This is a genomic window from Mycoplasma sp. 527, assembly GCF_053851595.1.
Genome location: NZ_JBSQAY010000002.1, coordinates 97,833 through 118,317, shown reverse-complemented (window position 1 = coordinate 118,317; position 20,485 = coordinate 97,833). Strand labels below are relative to the sequence as shown.

15 protein-coding genes are annotated in these 20,485 nt (G+C 27.1%); 6 read left to right on the top strand and 9 right to left on the bottom strand.

What is annotated here, in order from left to right; translation table 4 throughout:
• Nucleotides 1-29: 29 nt before the first annotated feature.
• The 5 genes from ACWXVQ_RS01520 to uvrB form a co-directional block, all read right to left on the bottom strand.
• Nucleotides 30-1,910: a hypothetical protein gene (locus ACWXVQ_RS01520; protein WP_456013341.1), complete on the bottom strand. Its 1,881-nt coding sequence runs from the start codon at nt 1,908-1,910 to the stop codon at nt 30-32.
• A gap of 14 nt (nt 1,911-1,924) precedes the next feature.
• Complete coding sequence (locus ACWXVQ_RS01515; RefSeq protein WP_455994048.1) at nt 1,925-2,869, bottom strand: hypothetical protein; 945 nt, start codon at nt 2,867-2,869, stop codon at nt 1,925-1,927.
• 278 nt (nt 2,870-3,147) lie between these two features.
• Nucleotides 3,148-4,803: a ribonuclease J gene (locus ACWXVQ_RS01510; RefSeq protein ID WP_456013339.1), complete on the bottom strand. Its 1,656-nt coding sequence runs from the start codon at nt 4,801-4,803 to the stop codon at nt 3,148-3,150.
• Nucleotides 4,804-4,915: 112 nt separating this feature from the next.
• Complete coding sequence (locus ACWXVQ_RS01505; RefSeq protein ID WP_455994050.1) at nt 4,916-6,241, bottom strand: MnuA family membrane nuclease; 1,326 nt, start codon at nt 6,239-6,241, stop codon at nt 4,916-4,918.
• Nucleotides 6,242-6,375: 134 nt separating this feature from the next.
• Nucleotides 6,376-8,352 (bottom strand): excinuclease ABC subunit UvrB, encoded by a 1,977-nt coding sequence (uvrB, locus tag ACWXVQ_RS01500; protein WP_456013337.1) that lies wholly within the window; start codon nt 8,350-8,352, stop codon nt 6,376-6,378.
• Between the two features lie 78 nt (nt 8,353-8,430).
• Here uvrB and ACWXVQ_RS01495 point away from each other — a divergent pair, with 78 nt between their 5' ends.
• Nucleotides 8,431-9,276: a leucine-rich repeat protein gene (locus ACWXVQ_RS01495; protein ID WP_456013335.1), complete on the top strand. Its 846-nt coding sequence runs from the start codon at nt 8,431-8,433 to the stop codon at nt 9,274-9,276.
• A gap of 490 nt (nt 9,277-9,766) precedes the next feature.
• Here ACWXVQ_RS01495 and ACWXVQ_RS01490 read toward each other — a convergent pair whose 3' ends face one another.
• Entirely contained in the window at nt 9,767-11,356 is a 1,590-nt protein-coding gene (locus ACWXVQ_RS01490) for an MATE family efflux transporter (protein WP_455994434.1), read from the bottom strand.
• 90 nt (nt 11,357-11,446) lie between these two features.
• On the opposite strand from ACWXVQ_RS01490, the gene ftsY reads away from it, so the two are divergent.
• The 4 genes from ftsY (at nt 11,447) to ACWXVQ_RS01470 (ending at nt 14,099) form a co-directional block, all read left to right on the top strand.
• Nucleotides 11,447-12,502 (top strand): signal recognition particle-docking protein FtsY, encoded by a 1,056-nt coding sequence (gene ftsY / locus ACWXVQ_RS01485; protein ID WP_456001756.1) that lies wholly within the window; start codon nt 11,447-11,449, stop codon nt 12,500-12,502.
• Complete coding sequence (locus tag ACWXVQ_RS01480) at nt 12,502-12,720, top strand: sigma factor-like helix-turn-helix DNA-binding protein (protein ID WP_438340513.1); 219 nt, start codon at nt 12,502-12,504, stop codon at nt 12,718-12,720. The genes ftsY and ACWXVQ_RS01480 overlap by 1 nt, the downstream gene beginning before the upstream one ends.
• 91 nt (nt 12,721-12,811) lie before the next feature.
• Nucleotides 12,812-13,540 carry a UMP kinase gene (pyrH, locus tag ACWXVQ_RS01475; protein WP_438340512.1) on the top strand — a complete coding sequence of 243 codons (729 nt, stop codon included), beginning with the start codon at nt 12,812-12,814 and terminating at the stop codon, nt 13,538-13,540.
• 7 nt (nt 13,541-13,547) lie between these two features.
• A complete protein-coding gene (locus ACWXVQ_RS01470; protein ID WP_438340511.1) occupies nt 13,548-14,099 on the top strand; it encodes a ribosome recycling factor in 552 nt (183 codons plus the stop codon).
• A 358-nt stretch (nt 14,100-14,457) separates the two neighbouring features.
• Here ACWXVQ_RS01470 and ACWXVQ_RS01465 read toward each other — a convergent pair whose 3' ends face one another.
• From ACWXVQ_RS01465 to ACWXVQ_RS01455, 3 genes are all read right to left on the bottom strand, one after another.
• Complete coding sequence (locus ACWXVQ_RS01465; protein WP_456013403.1) at nt 14,458-14,703, bottom strand: transposase; 246 nt, start codon at nt 14,701-14,703, stop codon at nt 14,458-14,460.
• 151 nt (nt 14,704-14,854) lie between these two features.
• On the bottom strand, nt 14,855-17,734 hold the full coding sequence (locus tag ACWXVQ_RS01460; protein ID WP_456013333.1) for a DUF262 domain-containing protein: 2,880 nt from the start codon (nt 17,732-17,734) through the stop codon (nt 14,855-14,857).
• Nucleotides 17,727-18,959, bottom strand: coding sequence for a DNA cytosine methyltransferase (locus ACWXVQ_RS01455; RefSeq protein ID WP_456013331.1), 1,233 nt, complete (start codon nt 18,957-18,959; stop codon nt 17,727-17,729). The genes ACWXVQ_RS01460 and ACWXVQ_RS01455 overlap by 8 nt, the downstream gene beginning before the upstream one ends.
• A 551-nt stretch (nt 18,960-19,510) precedes the next feature.
• Between ACWXVQ_RS01455 and ACWXVQ_RS01450 the strand changes: the two genes are divergently transcribed.
• Nucleotides 19,511-20,479 carry a phosphatidate cytidylyltransferase gene (locus tag ACWXVQ_RS01450; RefSeq protein WP_456013329.1) on the top strand — a complete coding sequence of 323 codons (969 nt, stop codon included), beginning with the start codon at nt 19,511-19,513 and terminating at the stop codon, nt 20,477-20,479.
• Nucleotides 20,480-20,485 lie beyond the last annotated feature (6 nt).

Below are 20,485 nucleotides of genomic sequence, written 5' to 3'. Positions count from 1 at the left end.
ATTGCCTCCTTTATGATTAAATAATTATACTATCTAAACATAGCAAAAATTTTATTTATCTCATCTTCACTAATTTTTTCATTTATATAAATATATGTACCGTTGCTATCAATTGATATTTTATAATCTTTATTAGCAATAAGCGATTTTTTTATTCTGTTAACAAACAAAAGGCAATCATCTAGTTCATCACTTCTATTATTATGCAAGCTCTTATTAAAGGCTAAATATTTATCTGTATATTTCGCTGCATCCATAAATGAATTTGAAATTGAATTTTCTCGAAACAAATCACCATATGATACAAAATCATTATCTTCATTTAAGGAAACAGAAGGAATTCAAATAATAAATTTTTCTTCTGTAAATAAATGAAACCTTTCAAATGGCACCTTAATAATAATCCCGCTTTTATATACTTCATCAATAAGTTGCTCTTTTCAATATGAATCAATACTAATCTTTAAAATAAGGGCATTTGAGCGTTTTATTCCAGTATCTTTCTTATATTCTCTATCAACAACTTGTTCTACATATTTAACATATAATTCACGAGCATTATCTTTTGTTTTCATTGAAAACTTATTTCCAGTAATTGCTTTATTAATTACATCAAAATAATTAAAAAAGTCTGTTTTATCCTCACCAACACTAGCATCTTCATAAACATAATCGGATAAATATCTCTCGCCCCGTTTTTCATATTTTTCTGATGCAATATTTGGATTTAAGTATGCCTTAGTTATTGCCTTAAATACAGGTATTAAATTATTTGCAATGATTAAAAGCATTCTTGAATATATGTCGCCAATAGTAATCAAATTATTTAAATCAAATAAGAATCCCATCCAATTATGCAATGAGGAATAACCGATTTTTTCCTCATTATAAACTCTTGAAAGCAATATATTATTTTTATACTTACTAAATAGTGGCCCTGGATAACCAAAATATTGCGCATAGTTAATAAAATTTTCTTGCGTTTTAACCTTAAAATAGTCTATAAAACCAATTTGATTATCATAATTAAAATTGTAATTTTTATAAAATTCAGGTCTTTCGAGTAAAAATTCTCCTTTTCTAAAAAGCTTATTATATTCTTTCTCGTTTAAATATTCTCGAGTTTCAATAAAGCTTAGATCAGAGCGATAATTTGTTGGAATATTTAAGGCATGCATGGGCACTATAAATGGTGTAGGCTCTGTATGATAGGCATAAATAGCTTCTTCTACTCACGAGTCCTTAGTCCTAACAGTAATATATCCAACACCTCGTGTTACAACATCTCTTCATTCTTCAATGTTATATAAAACATCATAAAAATAAGAATTTCTAACTTTATATTTTTCTATCGCACTAAAACCGTAAAAGTCATCTCTATTAAAAATAGGACTAAATTCCTTTTCGCAAATTCCATATATTTTTTTAATATCCATTAGTGCTAAAACTTTATTTTTTCATTCCAACATTGAATACTTATTAAAAATTGTTGCTAGTATACTATTATTTTCATTTATTTTTGTTTGAATAATAGATAGCTTTTTACTTTTAAATTCTTTGAAATCTTTAATAGTTTTTTTATTATTATTAAAGATACGGATAAAAAATAAACCTATTATTAAAAAGAAAAGAAAAATTATCAAACCATTAACAAATTTCCTAGAATTAATTTTGTTTTCCTTCTTGTTCTTGATAATTTCTTGCTCTAGTTCTTTTATTTTATTAATATTTTCATCAACAATTTTAATTTCGTTTTCATTATTCTTATAGACTTCTTCCTCAAAAATTTTATCAAGAGCTGGCTTAATATTAAATGCTAATGGTTCGTATAAAGTATTAATCTGGTTGGAAAAAATTTTATTTCAGTCTATTTTCTTGAATTTGTTTTGTTCCAAAGTACTTGCATTCATATCTTAATTATTCCTTAAAATAGATCTTCTTTATCTTTTATCAAAGTAAAGTTTTGTTTTGGCTTTTCATATTGCTTCTTATTATTAATAGCACTATTAATTTTAAAATCTTTCTTTTTTTCAATGCCTAGATCATCCTGATCAAAAATATTTTCTTTTTTATTAACTTCCTCATTTTTTAAAACAACAGATTCTTCTTGTTTATCAATCAATATTTTTTGTTGCTCATCAATTTTTTTTAGGCTCGCCGGATTAATATCCAAATCACCAGAATTTAGAGTACTAATGTTTTGCTCATCAATTAAGCCATTAGTAATATTTTCTCGATTTTGATCATCATACATTGATGCTTCAAATTCCTGCGTGCTAAAATCAGGTTCATCTGGAATTATACATATACTATCAGCAGTTACCTCTCTCGAATCACTTAAGGCGTTATCATCAAGAATGTATACTTCTTGACTTTGCACTATTGATGTATCATCAATCAGTATTGTCTCCCTGGTGGCATTATCTTCAGAAAAAATATCTTTCTTATCCAAATTAACATTAAGATTATTTACTTCCATATCTCTTTTTAGCTTTTTATTTTTTGGTGATATTTTCTTCAATTTTGAATCACTAATAAAAAAGAAACATAAGCTAATTACCAAAATAATGATAGGAATGATAAACGATAAAACGATTCCAATCTTATTACCAGGAAAAGCCATCGCTACATATATAAATGAATTAATCAAACCTGCATTTCATTTATTTGGCAATCATAAATTTTGTTCATTCTTAAAATCAGAATACCATTTATCAAATATTGCTAAAAAAGCATTTTTAGAATTATATGGTGCCGGCTTCAATTTAGCATAGTAAATAGATGTGCCCAATAAAATTAGCGCAATAAAAATAAACAAAAGCCGCCATAAGCTAAAATGGAAAACACCAACAGAATATGTGTTTTTCATTTTAAAGATATTCTTAATTGCTAAAAAAAACAAATATAGAAAAAAAATAGGAGAAAATAAACCAAAAAACATTCCAAAAGTGTATGTATGTATTGTCGTCAAGCCCTTAACATTTAAAAAAGATACAACAGTAAAAAACACAACTATAAAACATATCATAGTCCAAATAAAAGGTTTGTCTTTGGATCAAAAATATGTCTTTTTTCTTTTTATTTTTTTAGGAATTTGCTCTTGTTTTGTATCATTTTCAATATTTGCTTCTGATGCCATATTATCCTCTAAATTTCATATAAAGTTATAACAATCATTGGTTCTTTTGATAGCACCTTAAATATTTTTCTTTTTATACTTTTCCGTAATTTTTCCTGTATTTCTTTTAAATCAATATCATTAGCCTTTTTATCCTTAAATTCTTTGGAAACCATGTCATTAACAATTAAGGTAATAGTTTCTTTATTGTCTTTAGTGATTATCCCATAAGAAGAAATATGAAGTTGGCCAATTGGTTGTTTGGTTTTATAATCAACTAAAGTGCTTATTGCAATAACTCCATCTCTCGAAAGATTTTCGCGTTCATTAATTACTTCCTGAGAAATATCGCCAACGCCAAAACCGTCGATAATTGTATCCCCAACAGATTTAATAGAATGTTTTTGGGATATAAGCTCATTGTTTAAAAATTCTGCCACTTTACCATTTTGCAAAATTATACAATTGCCAAAATTCATTCCCGCATCACGCGCTACATGAGATGCAACCACTAAATAACGATAAAGTCCTTGTATAGGAATAAAATATTTTGGTTTTAATGTTTTGATTATATTGTATATATCTTCTTTAGCAGGATTACATGAATAATACTGATCTGAGCTTAATTCAATTAAATTTGGTGTGTTTCTTGCTATTTCATCTAATGTCAATGCGTAATTAACTTCAAGGCCATTTACAGGAGGCGCAATTATTATTACTGCATCATCAGATCTAAGTTTTAAATAAACGTCATTATTTGATGCGATTCTAATGAATCTTAAATATAGCCTTTCAATAGCACCAGTAACAAGAATTACTGCATTCTTTGTTTCATTAGCAACACGATAATCAATGAATTCTGGTAATTGAAGATCTGGGTTAATTTTTGATACTAAATTAATAAATTGCGAATAATTTCTTCCATATGTAACAACAGGACGATTATATCTTTTGGCTAGAACTAAAACTTCGTGTGCTGTTATCATATCTTCATCATACAAACCAACTATTATTCTCTTGTTATTAGGGGTTTCCTTGAATTTATATTCAATTTTTTTTGAAATTCAAAGTTTATCTATACTTCTTCCAGGGTAATTCGAATGCCCGGAATCTAAGATTAATAACTGCAATTTCTTTCCATTATTGATAATTTGTCTAATTTTAGGAACATCAGTTTTTCCATAAGGACCCAAGTCTCCATCAACAAAATTTGCCATAAAGAGAATATTTCCATCCTTATATTCAAAGTTAAAACCTATTTGTCCAATCAATCCACCGGCTAGATCAAAAGGAGTAACAACTACATCATTAAATTCAATAGGCATGCTAATTGTTTTTACATCATAACTATGATTATTGATATTGTATTTTGAAATTCTATCCATAATAACAATACGATTAAATGGACTTGTATAAATTTTTAGGTTGGGAATTCTCATTAATAATCAAGGAATAGCAGAAAATGATTCATTTTTAACGTCGGTTATAAACACTCCAACAATATCTTTCTCTCTCTTTACAAGGAAATCATAATTACAAATTAAAGTATCAATCCCATTATGCGAATTTATTGGCACCTTAGTTCCTGAATTAATAATAAAAAGTTTTTCATTAATCTCCAAAACATAAGAGTTTTTACCATTTTCATCCAATCCACCTAGTGCAAAAAAATTTATTTTGTTCATATTCCCCCATATCAAAATTATTCATTGAAATCTTATAAGAATTTAATTAAAATAATTTTAGCAACTTTTTTTATTTCTATAAGAAATTAAAAAAAATAAAGCGGTCTACGCTTTATTTAATTAGGAACTCAGCCCACACATAAGTATGATCCGAAAGCACAGAACCGTTTCGAATTTTTTCATCTTGACCAATTTCAATTCCCAATTTTGTTAATTCTTCAACAAGTTTGCTATCCTCTTTTGTTTTATAAATATCAAAGATGCCAGATTCTTCAAGTTTATAATCGGTTTTATAAAAAAGTTTATCATATGGTTCTGAGAATCTTTTGGTTGTACCAAGTGATGTGCTGAATTTTTCAGTGTCACCAAACACAGACTTATATTTTTCTTTGAGTGTGCTAAAAACAAATGATTGTTTTCCGTGTTTTATATTAGTGTCTCCGCCAAAAAAAATATTGCTTTGAGGTCCGTCTATTGAATCAAAATAATCTAATACATTAACTAGTTGTTGGCCCTCTCTATATTCGAATGTTCCAACCCCTTTTTTTGTTTTTTCACCGATTGCCCTATTTGATTTAGAAACCCCTGGAGCGTCAAAATGATCGAATACAAAAGTTAGTTTAACATCTGGTTTTAATTTATATTTAAATTTTATACCATAGGGAGGTCTTGCATATTGGGCCTTTTCACTATTAGAATTAATAGTGAATTCTTGTGTATAACTATAACCAATTTCGCCATTTGAGAATGCTTCTGGTTCCATTTCCTTTGTGTTATATATAACTGCTACATGCTCTGCAACATTAGGTCCAAATTTATCGCCTTTCAATTTTTTTGAAGCTATGTATGCATACATATTTGAACTTGATAATTTATTCATTTCATCAACAATATTTTTGACACCATCGGCATTATCAACCTCAGTTAGGCCCAAAACATCAAAATTTTCTTGTTTTGCTAGATAAGCAATTCTTTTGGTTTTCTTTTCTTGTTTTGTTAAATCACCTGTGAAATTTAAAATATTTCAATGTCCATATTTAACCTTATTGTCGCCACTTGGATCAGGTTGCAAAGGTTCTTTGTCTTTCTTTTCATCATCTTTATTATGCTCAGTTTCACCAGGATTCTTTGGTAGTGGAGTAGATGAAGAATCACTTGATCCATTATTTTGTTCTTTATTATCGTCGCCCTTATCTTGGCCAGGATCCTTTGTATCCTTATTTCCTTCTTCTTTTTTTTCTTTTTCAGGATTTTGTTTTAAACCCTGGTCATTATTTCCATTATCTTTTTCTTGGCTTTCCTTTTCTTCTGGCTTTTTGCTATGATCAACATCATTATTATTTTTATTACCGCAACTTGCAGCAATCAATGGCAACAACACAAGTGGTGATGCACATAGTGATAATAATATTTTCATCTTTTTGCTTTTATTTTTCATAATATAAATTTTACTACTTTATAAAAAATATCATCTAGGAGATATATAGTTTAGGTTTGCCCTCTTTTAAATTTGCAATATTTACTATAAAATTTTAAAAAAATAAAATTATAAATTTTTGTTTTTAATTTAAGCTATTTTTTATCAAAATCATAACCTAATTCAAATAACAAATCCTTTATTTCCTGAGCTTTTGCAAAATCTCATTTCTTTGAAGCTAGCTGCATCTCTCTAATTAATTCATTAATGTATGACTTTTTAGCCTTTAATTTATAATCATTACCAAATTTAGAATTCAAAATAAGATCAACATTAATTTTGGGAATCGGTTTAATAACCGTTTTTGGAATAATATTGTGTTCTTTGTTAAACTTTATTTGAATTTCTCTCTTTTTTAAATTATCATCTATAGTTTCTTTCATTGCTTCAGAAACTTTATCAGCAAAGAAAACTACTTTTCCATGGTCATTTCTTGCGGCTCGACCAACAATTTGAATAAGCGAAGATGTATCTCTTGAAAATCCATTTAAATCAGCATCCAAAACAATAATTAAACTAACTTCAGGTAAATCAATGCCCTCTTTCAATAAATTAATTCCTATTACAACGTCGAACTTTCCCATGCGAAGACCCGCTAGAATAGCATTTCTTTCAAAAATTTCTAATTCATGATGAATGTAAGCTGATTTAAATTTTTTTTCTTTTAAAAAATCCGAAAATTCTTCTGCGCTTTCTTTTGTCAAGGTTAATATTAATGTTCTTTCGTTTCTTTGAATCTGCGATTTTAGTAAATCATATATTTTGGCTTGTTGATTCTCTTTAAGCATAATCTCGATTTCTGGATCCAACAGCCCAGTTGGCCTAATAATCTGTGTAATAACCTCACCATTAGCATATTCAATTTCTCTTTTTTTGCTTGGTGTTGCAGACATATAAATGCGAGGAAAATCATACTCAAAAAATTCTTCATATTTTAATGGCCTATTATCAAGAGCAGATGGTAAACGGTAACCATATTCAACAAGAGTATCTTTTCTCGATTTATCACCGAGATACATTCCTTCCAATTGCGGTAATAATAAGTGACTTTCATCGATGTAAATCACAGCATCCTTTGGTAAATAATCAAACATTGTATAAGGTTTTTGACCCGGCAGTCTACGATCAAGATATCTTGAATAATTTTCCATGCCTTTTGTATAACCAAAATCCTCAATAGAAGCAATGTCAGCATTAATACGCTCATTTAGCCTTTCATACTCAAGGAGTTTGTTATTCGATTTGAAAAAATCTAGCTGGCTAGATAATTCATCTTTAATCTCCGCAGATATCATTTGAATTCAATCTTTATTCATGATATAAGTGGTACATGGAAAAATGGTAGTACTGCTAATAATTTCAATAACATCCTTAGTTATAGAATTAATTATTTTAATGCTCTCAATTATATTATTTTCATTAACTTCTATTCTTATTTGGCCATTATGCTTATAACCAGGGCATATTGTTAAGACAGAACCATATGCAGAAAATTCACCAAATTCAATATCAGGATAGATCTTTTTATTTTGATAACCCATTTGTACTAATGAATATTTTATTTCCTTGATGCTTATGCCCATTCCGACATAAATATTTAATAAATATTTCTTGTACTCATGTGGATTAAAAGCGCCATAAATTGCTGCAACAGATGCGACAACAATAGTGTCCCTTCTATTGAGTAATGAATTAAAAGCTGAAATCCTCATTGATTCAATTTCCTTATTAATTGTAGATGACTTTTCAATAAATAAATTATCTTTAGGCAAATAAGATTCAGGACGATAATAATCAAAATATGAAACAAAGTACTCAACTTTATTTTCGGGAAATAGTTCTTTAAGTTCGTTATATAATTGGCTAGCTAAAGTTTTATTATGACTAATCACTAAAGCGGGTCTATTGCTATTTTGAATAACATTGGCCAAGGTGAATGTTTTACCAGACCCTGTAACGCCTAATAAAACTTGATGTTTTTTGCCCTCTTTTAACCCCTGAATTAATTTATCAATTGCTTGGGGTTGGTCGCCAGATGGCTTATAGTCAGAAATAAGTTTAAAATTCTTCATAATTTAAATTATATACTAAGCATATTTATCTATCAGAAACATCCCTTCTATATAAAATTATGATACAATTAGTTAATTATGAAGATAGCAAAAAAAATATTATTAACATTAACAAGTATTTCTGTTCCTTGCATCTCTACTGCTCTTGTTGTTTCGTGTTCGAGAGGCGAATCATTGAATGATTTTGCGAAAGCCTTCGTTTTAGGAACGGCTGGTAGAGAAAACTATAAAAAAGATACTAAAACACTAGATTTAAGCAAAACTAATCTAAAGGTTATTCCAGCTGGAGCCTTCTCAGGAAATTCATTACATGGTTTGTTTTTAAACACTAATGAACAATCGCATGCAGCTCCTGAATTTCTTGCTGCACCAGGAATCTTTGATATTAAAAAAAATGAGATTAATATAGAAAAAATTATTCTTCCTAGCAGTTTAGAAATTATTGAAAAAGGTGCTTTTGCCAATTTAGGATTAAAAGAAATTCAATTTGATATTTCTTCAAATAACCTAACAAAAATTGAAGAGGAAGCTTTTGCAAACAACAGATTAACTAAAGTAGAACTACCATCATCAATTGCAGAAATAAATGAAAAAGCATTCTATAACAATCAAATAACTTCAATCAATATCGAAGCCGCGACAAGACTAAAAAAACTAAGTTTTGGTGTTCTCGCTAAAAATAAATTAACTCAAATAAATTTAAAGAACATCAACACTATTGAAGACTCGGCATTGGCGCTAAATGAATTTACAATGCTTAACTTACCAAAAAATGTTACTCGTGTTTCAGAAAAAATGTTTTTCTTCTTTGGAAAAAAAAGTGATGCTCATAGCGTAGAATTAACCATTGAAAATGATACTGTTAAAAAACAACTAACTAACGCGCTTAAAGAAAACAATGATCTTCACTATTCAATCAAATAATTTTTGATCAGCTAAATGGCTGATTTTTTTATTTATTTTTTTGTTTTTTTGGATTAAAAACTATTTAATTATTCTGATTTTAAGCTAAAACCTAATTATCCAAAATTAATTAGGAATAACTTTATTAAATATTTGATTTATTTGATCATAAGCATTAAAATTTTTAATCTTAAAGATTGTTTTATTAAACGATATGATTTCGTAATTAAACATTAAGAAACAATATAAAAATATCCTTGCTTTATTTGCCTATTAATTCTTAAAAATTATTCATTAATCTCTATTATCTATCGCATAACAAAGAAGGCACATATATTATGCTGTTCCCCAAAAAGGTGAGGAAATATCCACGAAAAATAACATTTGCACATTATATATTTTTAAAAAAATAGTGCATCGCCATTATATTAACGCTTATTTTATACTATGAACATAACATAATAATTCTTTTTTTAAAAAATCAATAATTTAATTTTAGATATTTGCTGCTTTAAAGTTTTTTTGCAAATTTCTTCCAGGCATCTGTATTTCAGCGTAACAAATATAATAAAGTCCTAAATAGTGGATCAATTATTGCAATAGAACTTAAACTTATTAAAAATATTTCTTGACTTATATTATTGCTTCCAAAAAGAATTAGAATATATACAAAACTAGTTTGTAATCCAATCATTGTGAATATAGAAATTAAATTAGGCATTCAAACATCATTGGCTCCCCACAAAGATCTTAATGTTGTTAATGGCCCTACATCCATCAATGATTTAATTGCAAAAACGCTCATTAAAATGTAACAATATTGGTTTATTAATTTTGTCTCTATTGAATATATTTTAAACAAGGGGTAAGTTAAAATAATTCCCAAAATGCCGAATAATAGCTGAACTATAAAACCAGTTTTATAAGCCAAATTACCAATTTTTTTAGCCTTATCAAGTTTATTTTTTCCGATTTGTGTTGCCACAACAGATGAGGTAACATAACTTAACGCTAGCAAATAAGCAGCGAATAAATCATAGATATTATTCAGAGCCCTTCAAAGACCAATAAACCTATCATTTAATTTAGCGTCCGGAATAGCCTTGGATAATAAATATTGCGAAACAAATCAAATCCCTGTTTCTAGTGAGATCGGGAAACCGATTTTAAGAATTTCCTTAATATATTTATTATTCCATGTTTCTTTAAACTTAATTTTATGATTCTTGACAACATATTTTTTCACTAAGATACTAGATATCACAATATTAATTAATGAACCTATGATAATTTCAAGTGAGGCTAAGAATGCATTTTTTATTACAAAAAGAATCATAAAAATTCAAATTGTTCTAACAATTGTTCCAACAATTACTCCAATTATAGCAAGTTTATTTTTCTTTATTGCTTGCAATGAAGAATTCATTATAAAAGCAATGGAAGTTATAAAAATATCAATAGTACCAATTCTTAAAAATTTTATAGCAAAACTATGTTCATTTTTAACTTCTACTTCAACATTAGTTGGAATATAATTGATCCCATCAGCAAATCCACCAACAAATATTTTATGATTTAAATCAAGTTGATAAACCTGCTCTAATTTTAAGTTAGATTTCTTTAAATTACTTATAAAATTGTTATAGTCAACTTCCTTTTTTCAACCAATAATAAAAGTATTTTTAGCGCCTGAAAGTGATAAAAGTTTAGGAGCACTAAAAAATACAATTAAATATATTACGCCATTCAAAATTAGTGATAAATAAAAAGCTGATCAAAGAAGTTTTGCAATTTCTTTTTGCTTTCCTTGACCATAAAGATTGGATGCTACAACTAAAACACCAAGTTGGAATAATAATGGTAAGAAAGTTATTATTTTATATACAACAAATATCTTTGCAAAAGTATAAAAATAATAGCCATTGTAAGACCCATCAGCATGATAAACACGATTATAAAAGCTGACAGCTAATGATCCCGCAATGGTAACTGTGGCGAAAAATAATGTCTGAATAAAAATGGGAAAAGATAACCTTAAAAGATATTTGAAGTTATATTTTTGTTTAAAATACTTGTCGTTTTCAATTGCTTTAATATTCATAGTTTATCTATTAATTTTACTAAAAACATAATTATAATTTTTATAATAAAATATATAGATAAAATCATATCAAAACATATAGGAGAAATTATGGGTTTCTGGTCAAAACTAAAAGATAAACTTTTTGGAACAAAAGAGGAAAGGATTGCAAAAAAACAAGCTAAAATAGAAACTAAGGAAAAGAAAAATCTTGCAAAAGAATTAAACAAAAAAAATAAATTAGAAAATTACATAGCAGGTTTATCTAAATCAAATTCCTCATTCATTGAAAGCATTAAACAAATACAAAATAGGCATAATAAAATTGATGATAATTTCTTTGATGAACTCGAAGAATTACTTATTATGTCAGACATTTCAATAAAATTAGTTCAAATAATAATTAATGAATGTAAAAAAGAAGTTAAAAACGAAAACATTCAAGACCCTAAATTGATTAATGAAATTATTGCAGACAAATTATTTACTTTCTATGCCTCTAATTCAATTATTGATACAAGTCTTAATGTTCAAGACAACCGAATTAATGTAATTTTGGTTGTCGGTGTTAATGGCTCTGGTAAAACTACTTCAATATCTAAAATCGCTCACAAGTTAATTCAAGAACAAAAAAAAGTTTTAATTGCTGCTGCGGATACATTTAGAGCTGCAGCCGTTGAACAGTTGGAGATATGGGCTAATAAAGTTGGCGCAGATATAGTAAAACCGCTTAACAATGAAACAGATCCTGCGGCAGTTGTTTATCGCGCAATTGATAAAGTTAAAAACGATAATTATGATGTTCTAATAATTGATACTGCAGGAAGATTGCAAAACAAAATTAACCTTATGCATGAATTAGCTAAAATTAATAAAGTACTGCAATCAAAAATACCAGGCGCTCCTCATGAAAGTTTATTAGTTTTAGATGCTACAACCGGCCAAAACGGTATTTCACAAGCAAAAGCCTTTGGCGAAGCGACAAATCTAACTGGAATTATTTTGACAAAAATGGACGGAACCTCAAAAGGGGGGATTGTGTTAACAATTAAAGATGAAATTAATCTAGCCGTAAAATTCATTGGTTTAGGGGAAGGGATAGACGATTTAGCCGAATTCGATCTTGATTCATATATTTATGGTTTAATGAAAGGTATAAATGAATAATGGAAGATATTGAAGAAAGAGAAAAAATTATTAAATTGTTTGATAAATATGGGCAATTATTACCACAATCACAAAAGCAAGCCCTATATCTCCATTTAATTGAAGATTTATCTTTTGCTGAAATTGCTGATGAGTTGGCAATGTCAAGACCGGGCGCATTTGATGCTGTTAAAAAAGCAAGGCAAAAACTTATATTGCTTGATAAGAAACTGGGTTAAAAGTACTTATTTTGATGAGTTAAAATAGTTATATTAATTTTAAAAAATATATAATTTTAAAAATAGTAAAACTTTTTAGAGGAGTTATTTAATGTCTTATAAATATAAAAGGGTTTTAATAAAACTTTCAGGAGAAGGATTAGCAAATAAAGAAAAACATTTAGCTATTGACTATGAACTAGTTGAAAAATTTGCTAAACAACTTAAAGTTATTATTGCCAATAATGTCGAGGTTGCAATTGTTGTTGGCGGCGGTAATTTTTGAAGAGGAACAAGCGCTGCGAAAAATGGTATTCAAAGAGTTAGAGCTGATTACATTGGTATGCTAGCAACGACTATGAATGCACTTGCCTTACAATCAGGTTTCGAACATAACGGATTACAAACTAGAGTATTATCTTCATTAACACTAGATCCCAAGGTTTGCGAGGTTTATATAAATGAAAAGGCTAAAAAATACCTAAAAAGTGGCGAGGTAGTAATTTTTGCTGGCGGAACTGGTAGACCTTTTTTTACAACAGACACCGCTTCAACATTATATGCTTCCGAAATAGAAGCTGATGCAATATTAATGGGTAAAAACAATATTGATGGTGTGTATGATAGTGACCCTAAATTCAATAAAAATGCAATTAAATTCAATACATTAACTTATGATGAATTGCTTGAAAAAGACCTTAAGGTTATTGATCAAACCGCTGCATCAATGGCAAAAGAAAATAATATTGATATAATAGTTTTTGATATTAATGAAAATGAAGCATTATTAAGAGCTATTGAAAATAAGATACCAAATACAATCATTGCTAATAAAAAATAGAGGAATTATGGAGTTAAGTTTTTATATAGAAGATTTAAAAAAGAATATTAAAAAAACAATCGACAATTTTGAAGTGCAATCATTAAAAGTTGCTGTCGGAAAAGCAAACCCCGCTTTGATTAATAAAATTAAAATTAATTACTATGAATCGTGAATGAATTTAGATGAATTAGCTTCAATAAGTTCAAATGGACCATTAGAATTATTAGTTAAACCTTATGATATGGCAATTCTAAAAATAGTTGAAAAAACTCTTATAGACCAAAAACTAAATATTACTATTATTAATATGGGACATCAATTAAGATTAATTTATCCGCAAATGACAACAGAAAAACGTATGGAAATGACTAAGTTATTAAATCAAATCGCTGAACAAGCAAAGGTGGGGATAAGACAAATCCGCCAGGATATTAATAAACACATCAAAGCAGATAAAGAACTGTCAGAAGATCTACAAAAGAATTATTTGGACCAAATCCAAAAAGAGATAGACAAATCAATTGAAAATATAAATTCACTAACTAAAATAAAAGAAAAAGATTTAATGACAATTTAATAAAATCAAAATAGTTCATCGGAATTACTGAGAATAAAAAAATAAGTAAATTTATAAGAAGTATACTTGTGCAAAAAGGCAAAACTATAATAAAAGATTAATGTATCTCATTAAAACTAAAAAAGTTTTGTGTAAATCTATTAGACCTTTCTTAAGAAATTTTATTAGGAAGGGTCTTTTAATTATAAAAAATAAAAAAAGAAATAATTAAACTTAAATTATTAATAAATTCACAAACGGGATTTTAACAAATTGTCTCTTTTAATAAAAAACATTGCGCAAAATTCTAAAGGTAGTGTAAAAAAATGTGTAAGTTAATCCCTGACTTACTTTTTAGTAAGTGATTTGAGAATAGCAATTACACAAATGTAAATTTATATACACAAAAAACAGGTCCTCAGTTAGGAACAACTTTATTTCATTTTTCTAACTGATTTTGGATTGCAAAATAAACTATCTTTATTAAAGAGTCATCAGTAGGAAATGAAGTTTTGTTTCTTGATATTTTTCTAATATTTCTATTTAAATTTTCGATGATATTTGTTATATAAAATAGCTTTCTAATTTCGGCCAGAAAGTTAAAGAAAGTAATTAGTTCATCGATGTTTTTTTGTCAACTTTTAAGCGCATAGTGATATTTAGAATCTCATTTTTCTTTGAAAATATCTAGGAATCTAGATACTTCATCTTAGGGACTATAGATATTTTTGTTTTGTTTACAATTAATGTTTTATATAGTGCATTTTCTATTAATATTACTTTAATTTATTTGCTTTATCGCTAAACATAATATAAATATAAGCTTCAATAATTTGATTTGTACGTTCATCAATAGATTTTTTTCGATTTTTAAAATCCTCAAGACATTTAATAGGTTCTCCAACTATTGGGCTAAAAGATATTTTAGTAAAATTGCCTTCTTTATCAGGTAGCAAGGACATTATTGGTGTGTTTAATGCAAAATTTGTTTTTGATACCATATTATATTTACTTGGATCTTTAACCATTTCATTACTTAATCTTGAGTTATCCGGCTTAAACATTAAATCACCATTACCAATCTTGTAAACTAGTGTCATATAGTCTGTATTAAAATCAATATTCATATTTTTTAAATCTTTGCGATCTTCTGGTGAAGGTTTTTGCGGCAATATGTGTTCATAACTTAAATTTAAATAGCTTAAATCATTTTGACGTTCATCTTCACTTCTAAACTTTTCATATCAAAATGGCTGTTCGCGCATATTTTTGAAACCACTAAATACACGTGCAATAATTAATTTATACAGTTTATTTGACACTGGTTTAAATGATGAATTCTCATCAGTTATTTCATAATTAAATTTATTATTAAGATGTTCGCGCAATAATTTAATATTTTTATCGTCTTCATCATTTAACGATAGCATCTTAATAAGTTCTTTATAAATTTGATTAGCAAATTCAACATCTACGGGTTTATTATCTTTGAATAACAATTTATTTGTTTTATTAATTATTGATGTACCTAGAGATTGTCCTTTAAAATCAAGTTCCCATAATGTGTCAAACTTTTCAATTTTGTATAGTACTTTAGACAAAATAATAAGATTTTCTTCATTTAAATCAACATTTGGAAAAAAGTTTAATTTGTTTAGGATTGATATGATTAAGGGAACATAAATAGATTTAGAACCACCCGATGTTATATTATTGATTTGCAAATTAATAAAATTAATATATTTAATTTTTTTATTAAAGTCATCAACAAAATTTTTAAACTCTACACATTCATGTTTAAACACGGTTAAATTAGAATCTATAATATTATCTATTTTTTCAACGCACCCAGTAAATGCGTATTCGTAATATACAAACTCTTTTCATAATTCATAAATTATGTTTCGCGCATTTGAATTATGAGAGGTGAAAATTTTAAATTTTTCAAATGTTCTAGTTGTAATATCGTAGTAGTTTGAATTTATTTCTTCTATTTTATCTGCTTTACCTTCCTTAACAAGTCAAGCATCAATAAATGTCACTATTTTTTTAATGTCTTCATCATTATCTAATTTATTTGATTTTCTAAAATAAATATTAACTGTCTTATTAAACTCATTAATATTTACGCGGTTTGTTGTGTGCTGAAAAATTAAATTTCTTAATAAGTCTAAAACTCCAAGACGCTTGCTATATTGATTTATATTTTGAAATATTTTAGTTAGGTCTCCTCTATTGTACTCTTGTATAGAAACAATATTAATTTTTACATTATTCAAAAAGTATTTACATATTGATTTGATGTTATCCTTTGTTATTTCTTTATCGAAATTGCGCACTATTTCATTGTAATTTTCATAAAATCTTGTTGAACGGTCGACTTCTTTAGCGTTAAAAAATAGATTGTATAGTTGAGTGTAGTGTTCAGGACATTGAGACTTAAAATCTTCTAGCATTTTCTTAATAATTTTAATGTTGTTATGCCCGTTATCAGACAATAAAATTTTCTTAGCTTCTTCCTGATTGAGAGACATAGCTTTTCTCAATAACATTAAATAAATTAGTAATAGCGAAACTATTCTTTGTTGTCCATCAATAATATTGTATTTATAATTAATACTCATTAAAATTATAGTATTCAAAAATGTTGTCTGATCGTGTCCTTGACGTGCGTTTTTGGAATCAATTAAAATATTTTGAAAAAGTCCATTAATGATATATTCATCTCATGAGTATGATCTTTGAAATATAGGTATTTGGTATCTTAATTCTGTTTGCGATTGAATAATATCTTTAAAAGATAATATTTCCGAAAGTTCCTTAATGGTTGTTGTTGCATTGTCCAGTTTATCTAAAAATGGATTACTATATTCACTGTTAAGGTTTGGTATCTTAAAATCAACTAAATCATTTATCTCTTGAAGCTCCCACATAATATTTGCAACATTTGTAATATTTGCTATTTTATCAATGATGTTTCTAAACATTTCTAATACTTGATTGCTTTCTTGTGAACCGTCTTCACCCACAATATTAGATACGAACTTATCAAAATCAGCCCCTTTAGGTTCAATGTCTCAACATTTAATAAAATAGCGGCTTAAATACTTTTTATCAACTCTTAGCAAAACGTTAAACCAATATTTAGTTACTTGTAAATCCTCATTTTTTTTGTAATCTGCATCATTATCGGACTGATAGTTCTCAAAAGATTCTAAAGGTTTAATTATATATTCTTCTAAAAGTGAACCAAGATTTTCTCTTATGAATTGATATATTAATCAAGAATTATCTTTACTAGTTTTGCTATTTAAAAATGTAATAAATTGATCGCTCACGTAATAATCATCACTCTTTTTGGAAACTATTCTTGTACTATAAAGAACATCAATAATTTGTCTATATACTGAATGAGCGTATAAATTATCTTTAGATCTATAGAATAAAATGCCTTGTCTTTCCTCACCTAAAAAAGCTTGGTATTTTTTGTTGTTTCTATTAAAAATATATATTTTTTTATTTGTATCATTGATATTTGGAATTCAATTACCAACAGAATTATCAATATATGTTGTAATACTTGTGTCAATTTTTCAATTTATATATCCATTATTACTAAAAAATTTTTTTCACTCTTTCTTACTTATTTTACTCATTTAAATCTCCATTTATTTTTTCTATTTCTTCAACAGCGTTAAACACTGACGTAATTGCTTCAACAACAATAGAGTTTCCTGCTTGTTTAAGTAATGACTCTTTTGTTAATATTCCTTCATCATAAAAAAGTTTTATTTTGTCATAATCTTCTTTTCCAAAGCCCATTAACATAAATGCTTCACGTGGACTTATAAACCTATATTGAAGTTTTGCTTTATTATTGTTTTTGCACTTAATAATTCCAGTGCATGGTATCCTATCTTGTTTAGTAGTCAATGTATTAATGATGTAGTTTTTAGAATCATTAATTATTTTTTGTGTATTAACCATTCTTAGTCGAGAAGGTGTGTTATTAATCAACATATCGATATTTTCTTTTGTGTTGCTTCTAAAATCAAAGATATTCTTAAAACGTTCTTTTCGTTGTTCGAGACTTAATTTTTTTGCTTGATTTATTTTGTTAATAAAATCACGAAACTCAAAATCATTACTAAATGGAGTATATATGTTTTTTAACACACTTAATGCAAACACACGTTCTCTTTTTTGTATCGAACCTGCATCTAAACTATTAATTACTGTTGTGAATGTTTTATAACCCAATTCATCAAGAAACGCAACTCATTTTTGATACTCAGGCATAAATTTTTGAGACAATAAATTCTTAACATTTTCCATTATTAAGTACTTTGGTTTATGATAGGAATTGGACAAAATTCGATAGATTTGCCAAACAAGTGATGAAGTAGATTCATCATCGTTGATTCCTTTTGCTCTACCCATATTTGCAACCGAAAGTCCTTGACAAGGAAAGGAATAAGTAACTAAATCAATATTATGTTTTTTTAATATATTTGGATCTAACTTACGAATATCTACTTGATTATTACTTAATAGTATTGATGCAGCAAGATATTTTTTGAATTTAAGGCTTTTAGATTTAATCTTTGCAGGTGTTTTTGAGTTAAGAGATAAACAAAACTGCTTCAAAAATTCGTTCACTTGTAACTCAGTGGTTAAATTATTATTTGCCAATATTTTTAGATAATTATCATGTAAATTATGATGCATTGTGGCATATGATATGTTGGCACGTGCATCTCAATCAGCGGTGGCCACTATCTTAAATACATCCTTATTTCTTAATTTGTTTATGTTTGTAATTGCTTTATTTTGTGCTCCTATACCTGAAAAAGTTTCCAAAACGTTTATTGTTTTACTCATCAAAAATACAAAAAAATTCTTAAATTTCTTTAAGAATGTCAAGGCTTGCTATTAATAATAGGAGAATACTTTAAAAATGGAAACTTCTTAACTATAATATATATATATATATATATTATCTACACAAAATAATTTATTGATAGTTTTTTGTCGCATAGAAAAATTATATCATATAAAAATTCAAATAATCGTCCGGTGTAGCGATATATTTTTTAAAGAAGGGGTTTAATAATTAACATATAATTATTGAAATTTTTATTGATAAGCTACATTGGAATAAAATTATGATATTTACAAAATAATTTATAAAAAATTATCTTTCTTAAAAACTATAGTCCAAATTCTTAAAGTATTTAAAGATAAAGTCTATTTAAATTTTGCTATAGATTTTTTGTATTTCATCTCTCGGACTAAAAAGGTGTGTTTTAATTTTGTAATTAAATATATTTATAACTTTAATGTCATCTATTACAAAATTTACTATAAAAAAATATAAATATAAAACTTTTTTTACATCATTAATAAACTGTTAGTGTCTATAATTATTAAATATGAAAAATATTAAGCTAAGAATAAAGTCAGCAATGATTTTAGCATTAATTTTATTGCCTTTTTTATTTATAACATATTTTGGAAAAATACCAGGAAAAGTTATTGGCTTCTCCTTCTTTGCTATCATTTCTGCATGAGCAACTTATGAGGTTCTTTCTCATAACATTTTAAAAAGATGGGAAAATATTCTTATAGCTATTTTAACAGTATTAGTTTGGGCTTTTCCGCTGGATTGGTTCTCAGCGCAACCAGAACATAGTAATTTTATAGGTCTCGCAAAAACAACTGGTTCAAATATATTGATAGTAACAAAACAAATAAAAAAATCATTTTTTTTTGGATATGATAGTCTATCTAAATTTAGAGCATTACAGCTATTGCTAATAATTCTCTTTATAACTTGCATATTTCTAGTAAATCTTTTTATTACTAAAACCATAAAAAGAGACTTTATTTTTTCTTATTTTATTGCTATTTTTTCAACATGATTTATTCCACTTGCTTTTAAAAGCTTGTTTATATATAACGCTGCAAATTTATATTTTGTCTTCGCCATTATTATAATACCAGTTATCACTGATACGATGGCCTATGTCGGCGGTTCTTTATTTGGAAAAAAATTAATTAAGCGAGGGATGGCTCCTAAAATAAGTCCAAAGAAGTCATGAGAGGGTGCTTTTGTAGGTTTTATATTTGGATCGATTTTTGTATTTATAACAATGTATTTAGGCCATATAACACAAAACAAAACATTTTCTATTTTTACTAATTGAAAACAATTAATAGCTGGCATATTCCTTTTACCATTTATATCTATTCTAGGCGATCTTGTTTTTTCGCTAGTCAAAAGATTATATAGAATAAAAGATTTTTCAAATTTAATACCAGGGCATGGTGGTTTTATGGATCGTTTTGATTCAACTTCATTTGTTGTAATCATGACTTCAATAATATTATTTATTAATTAGATTTGG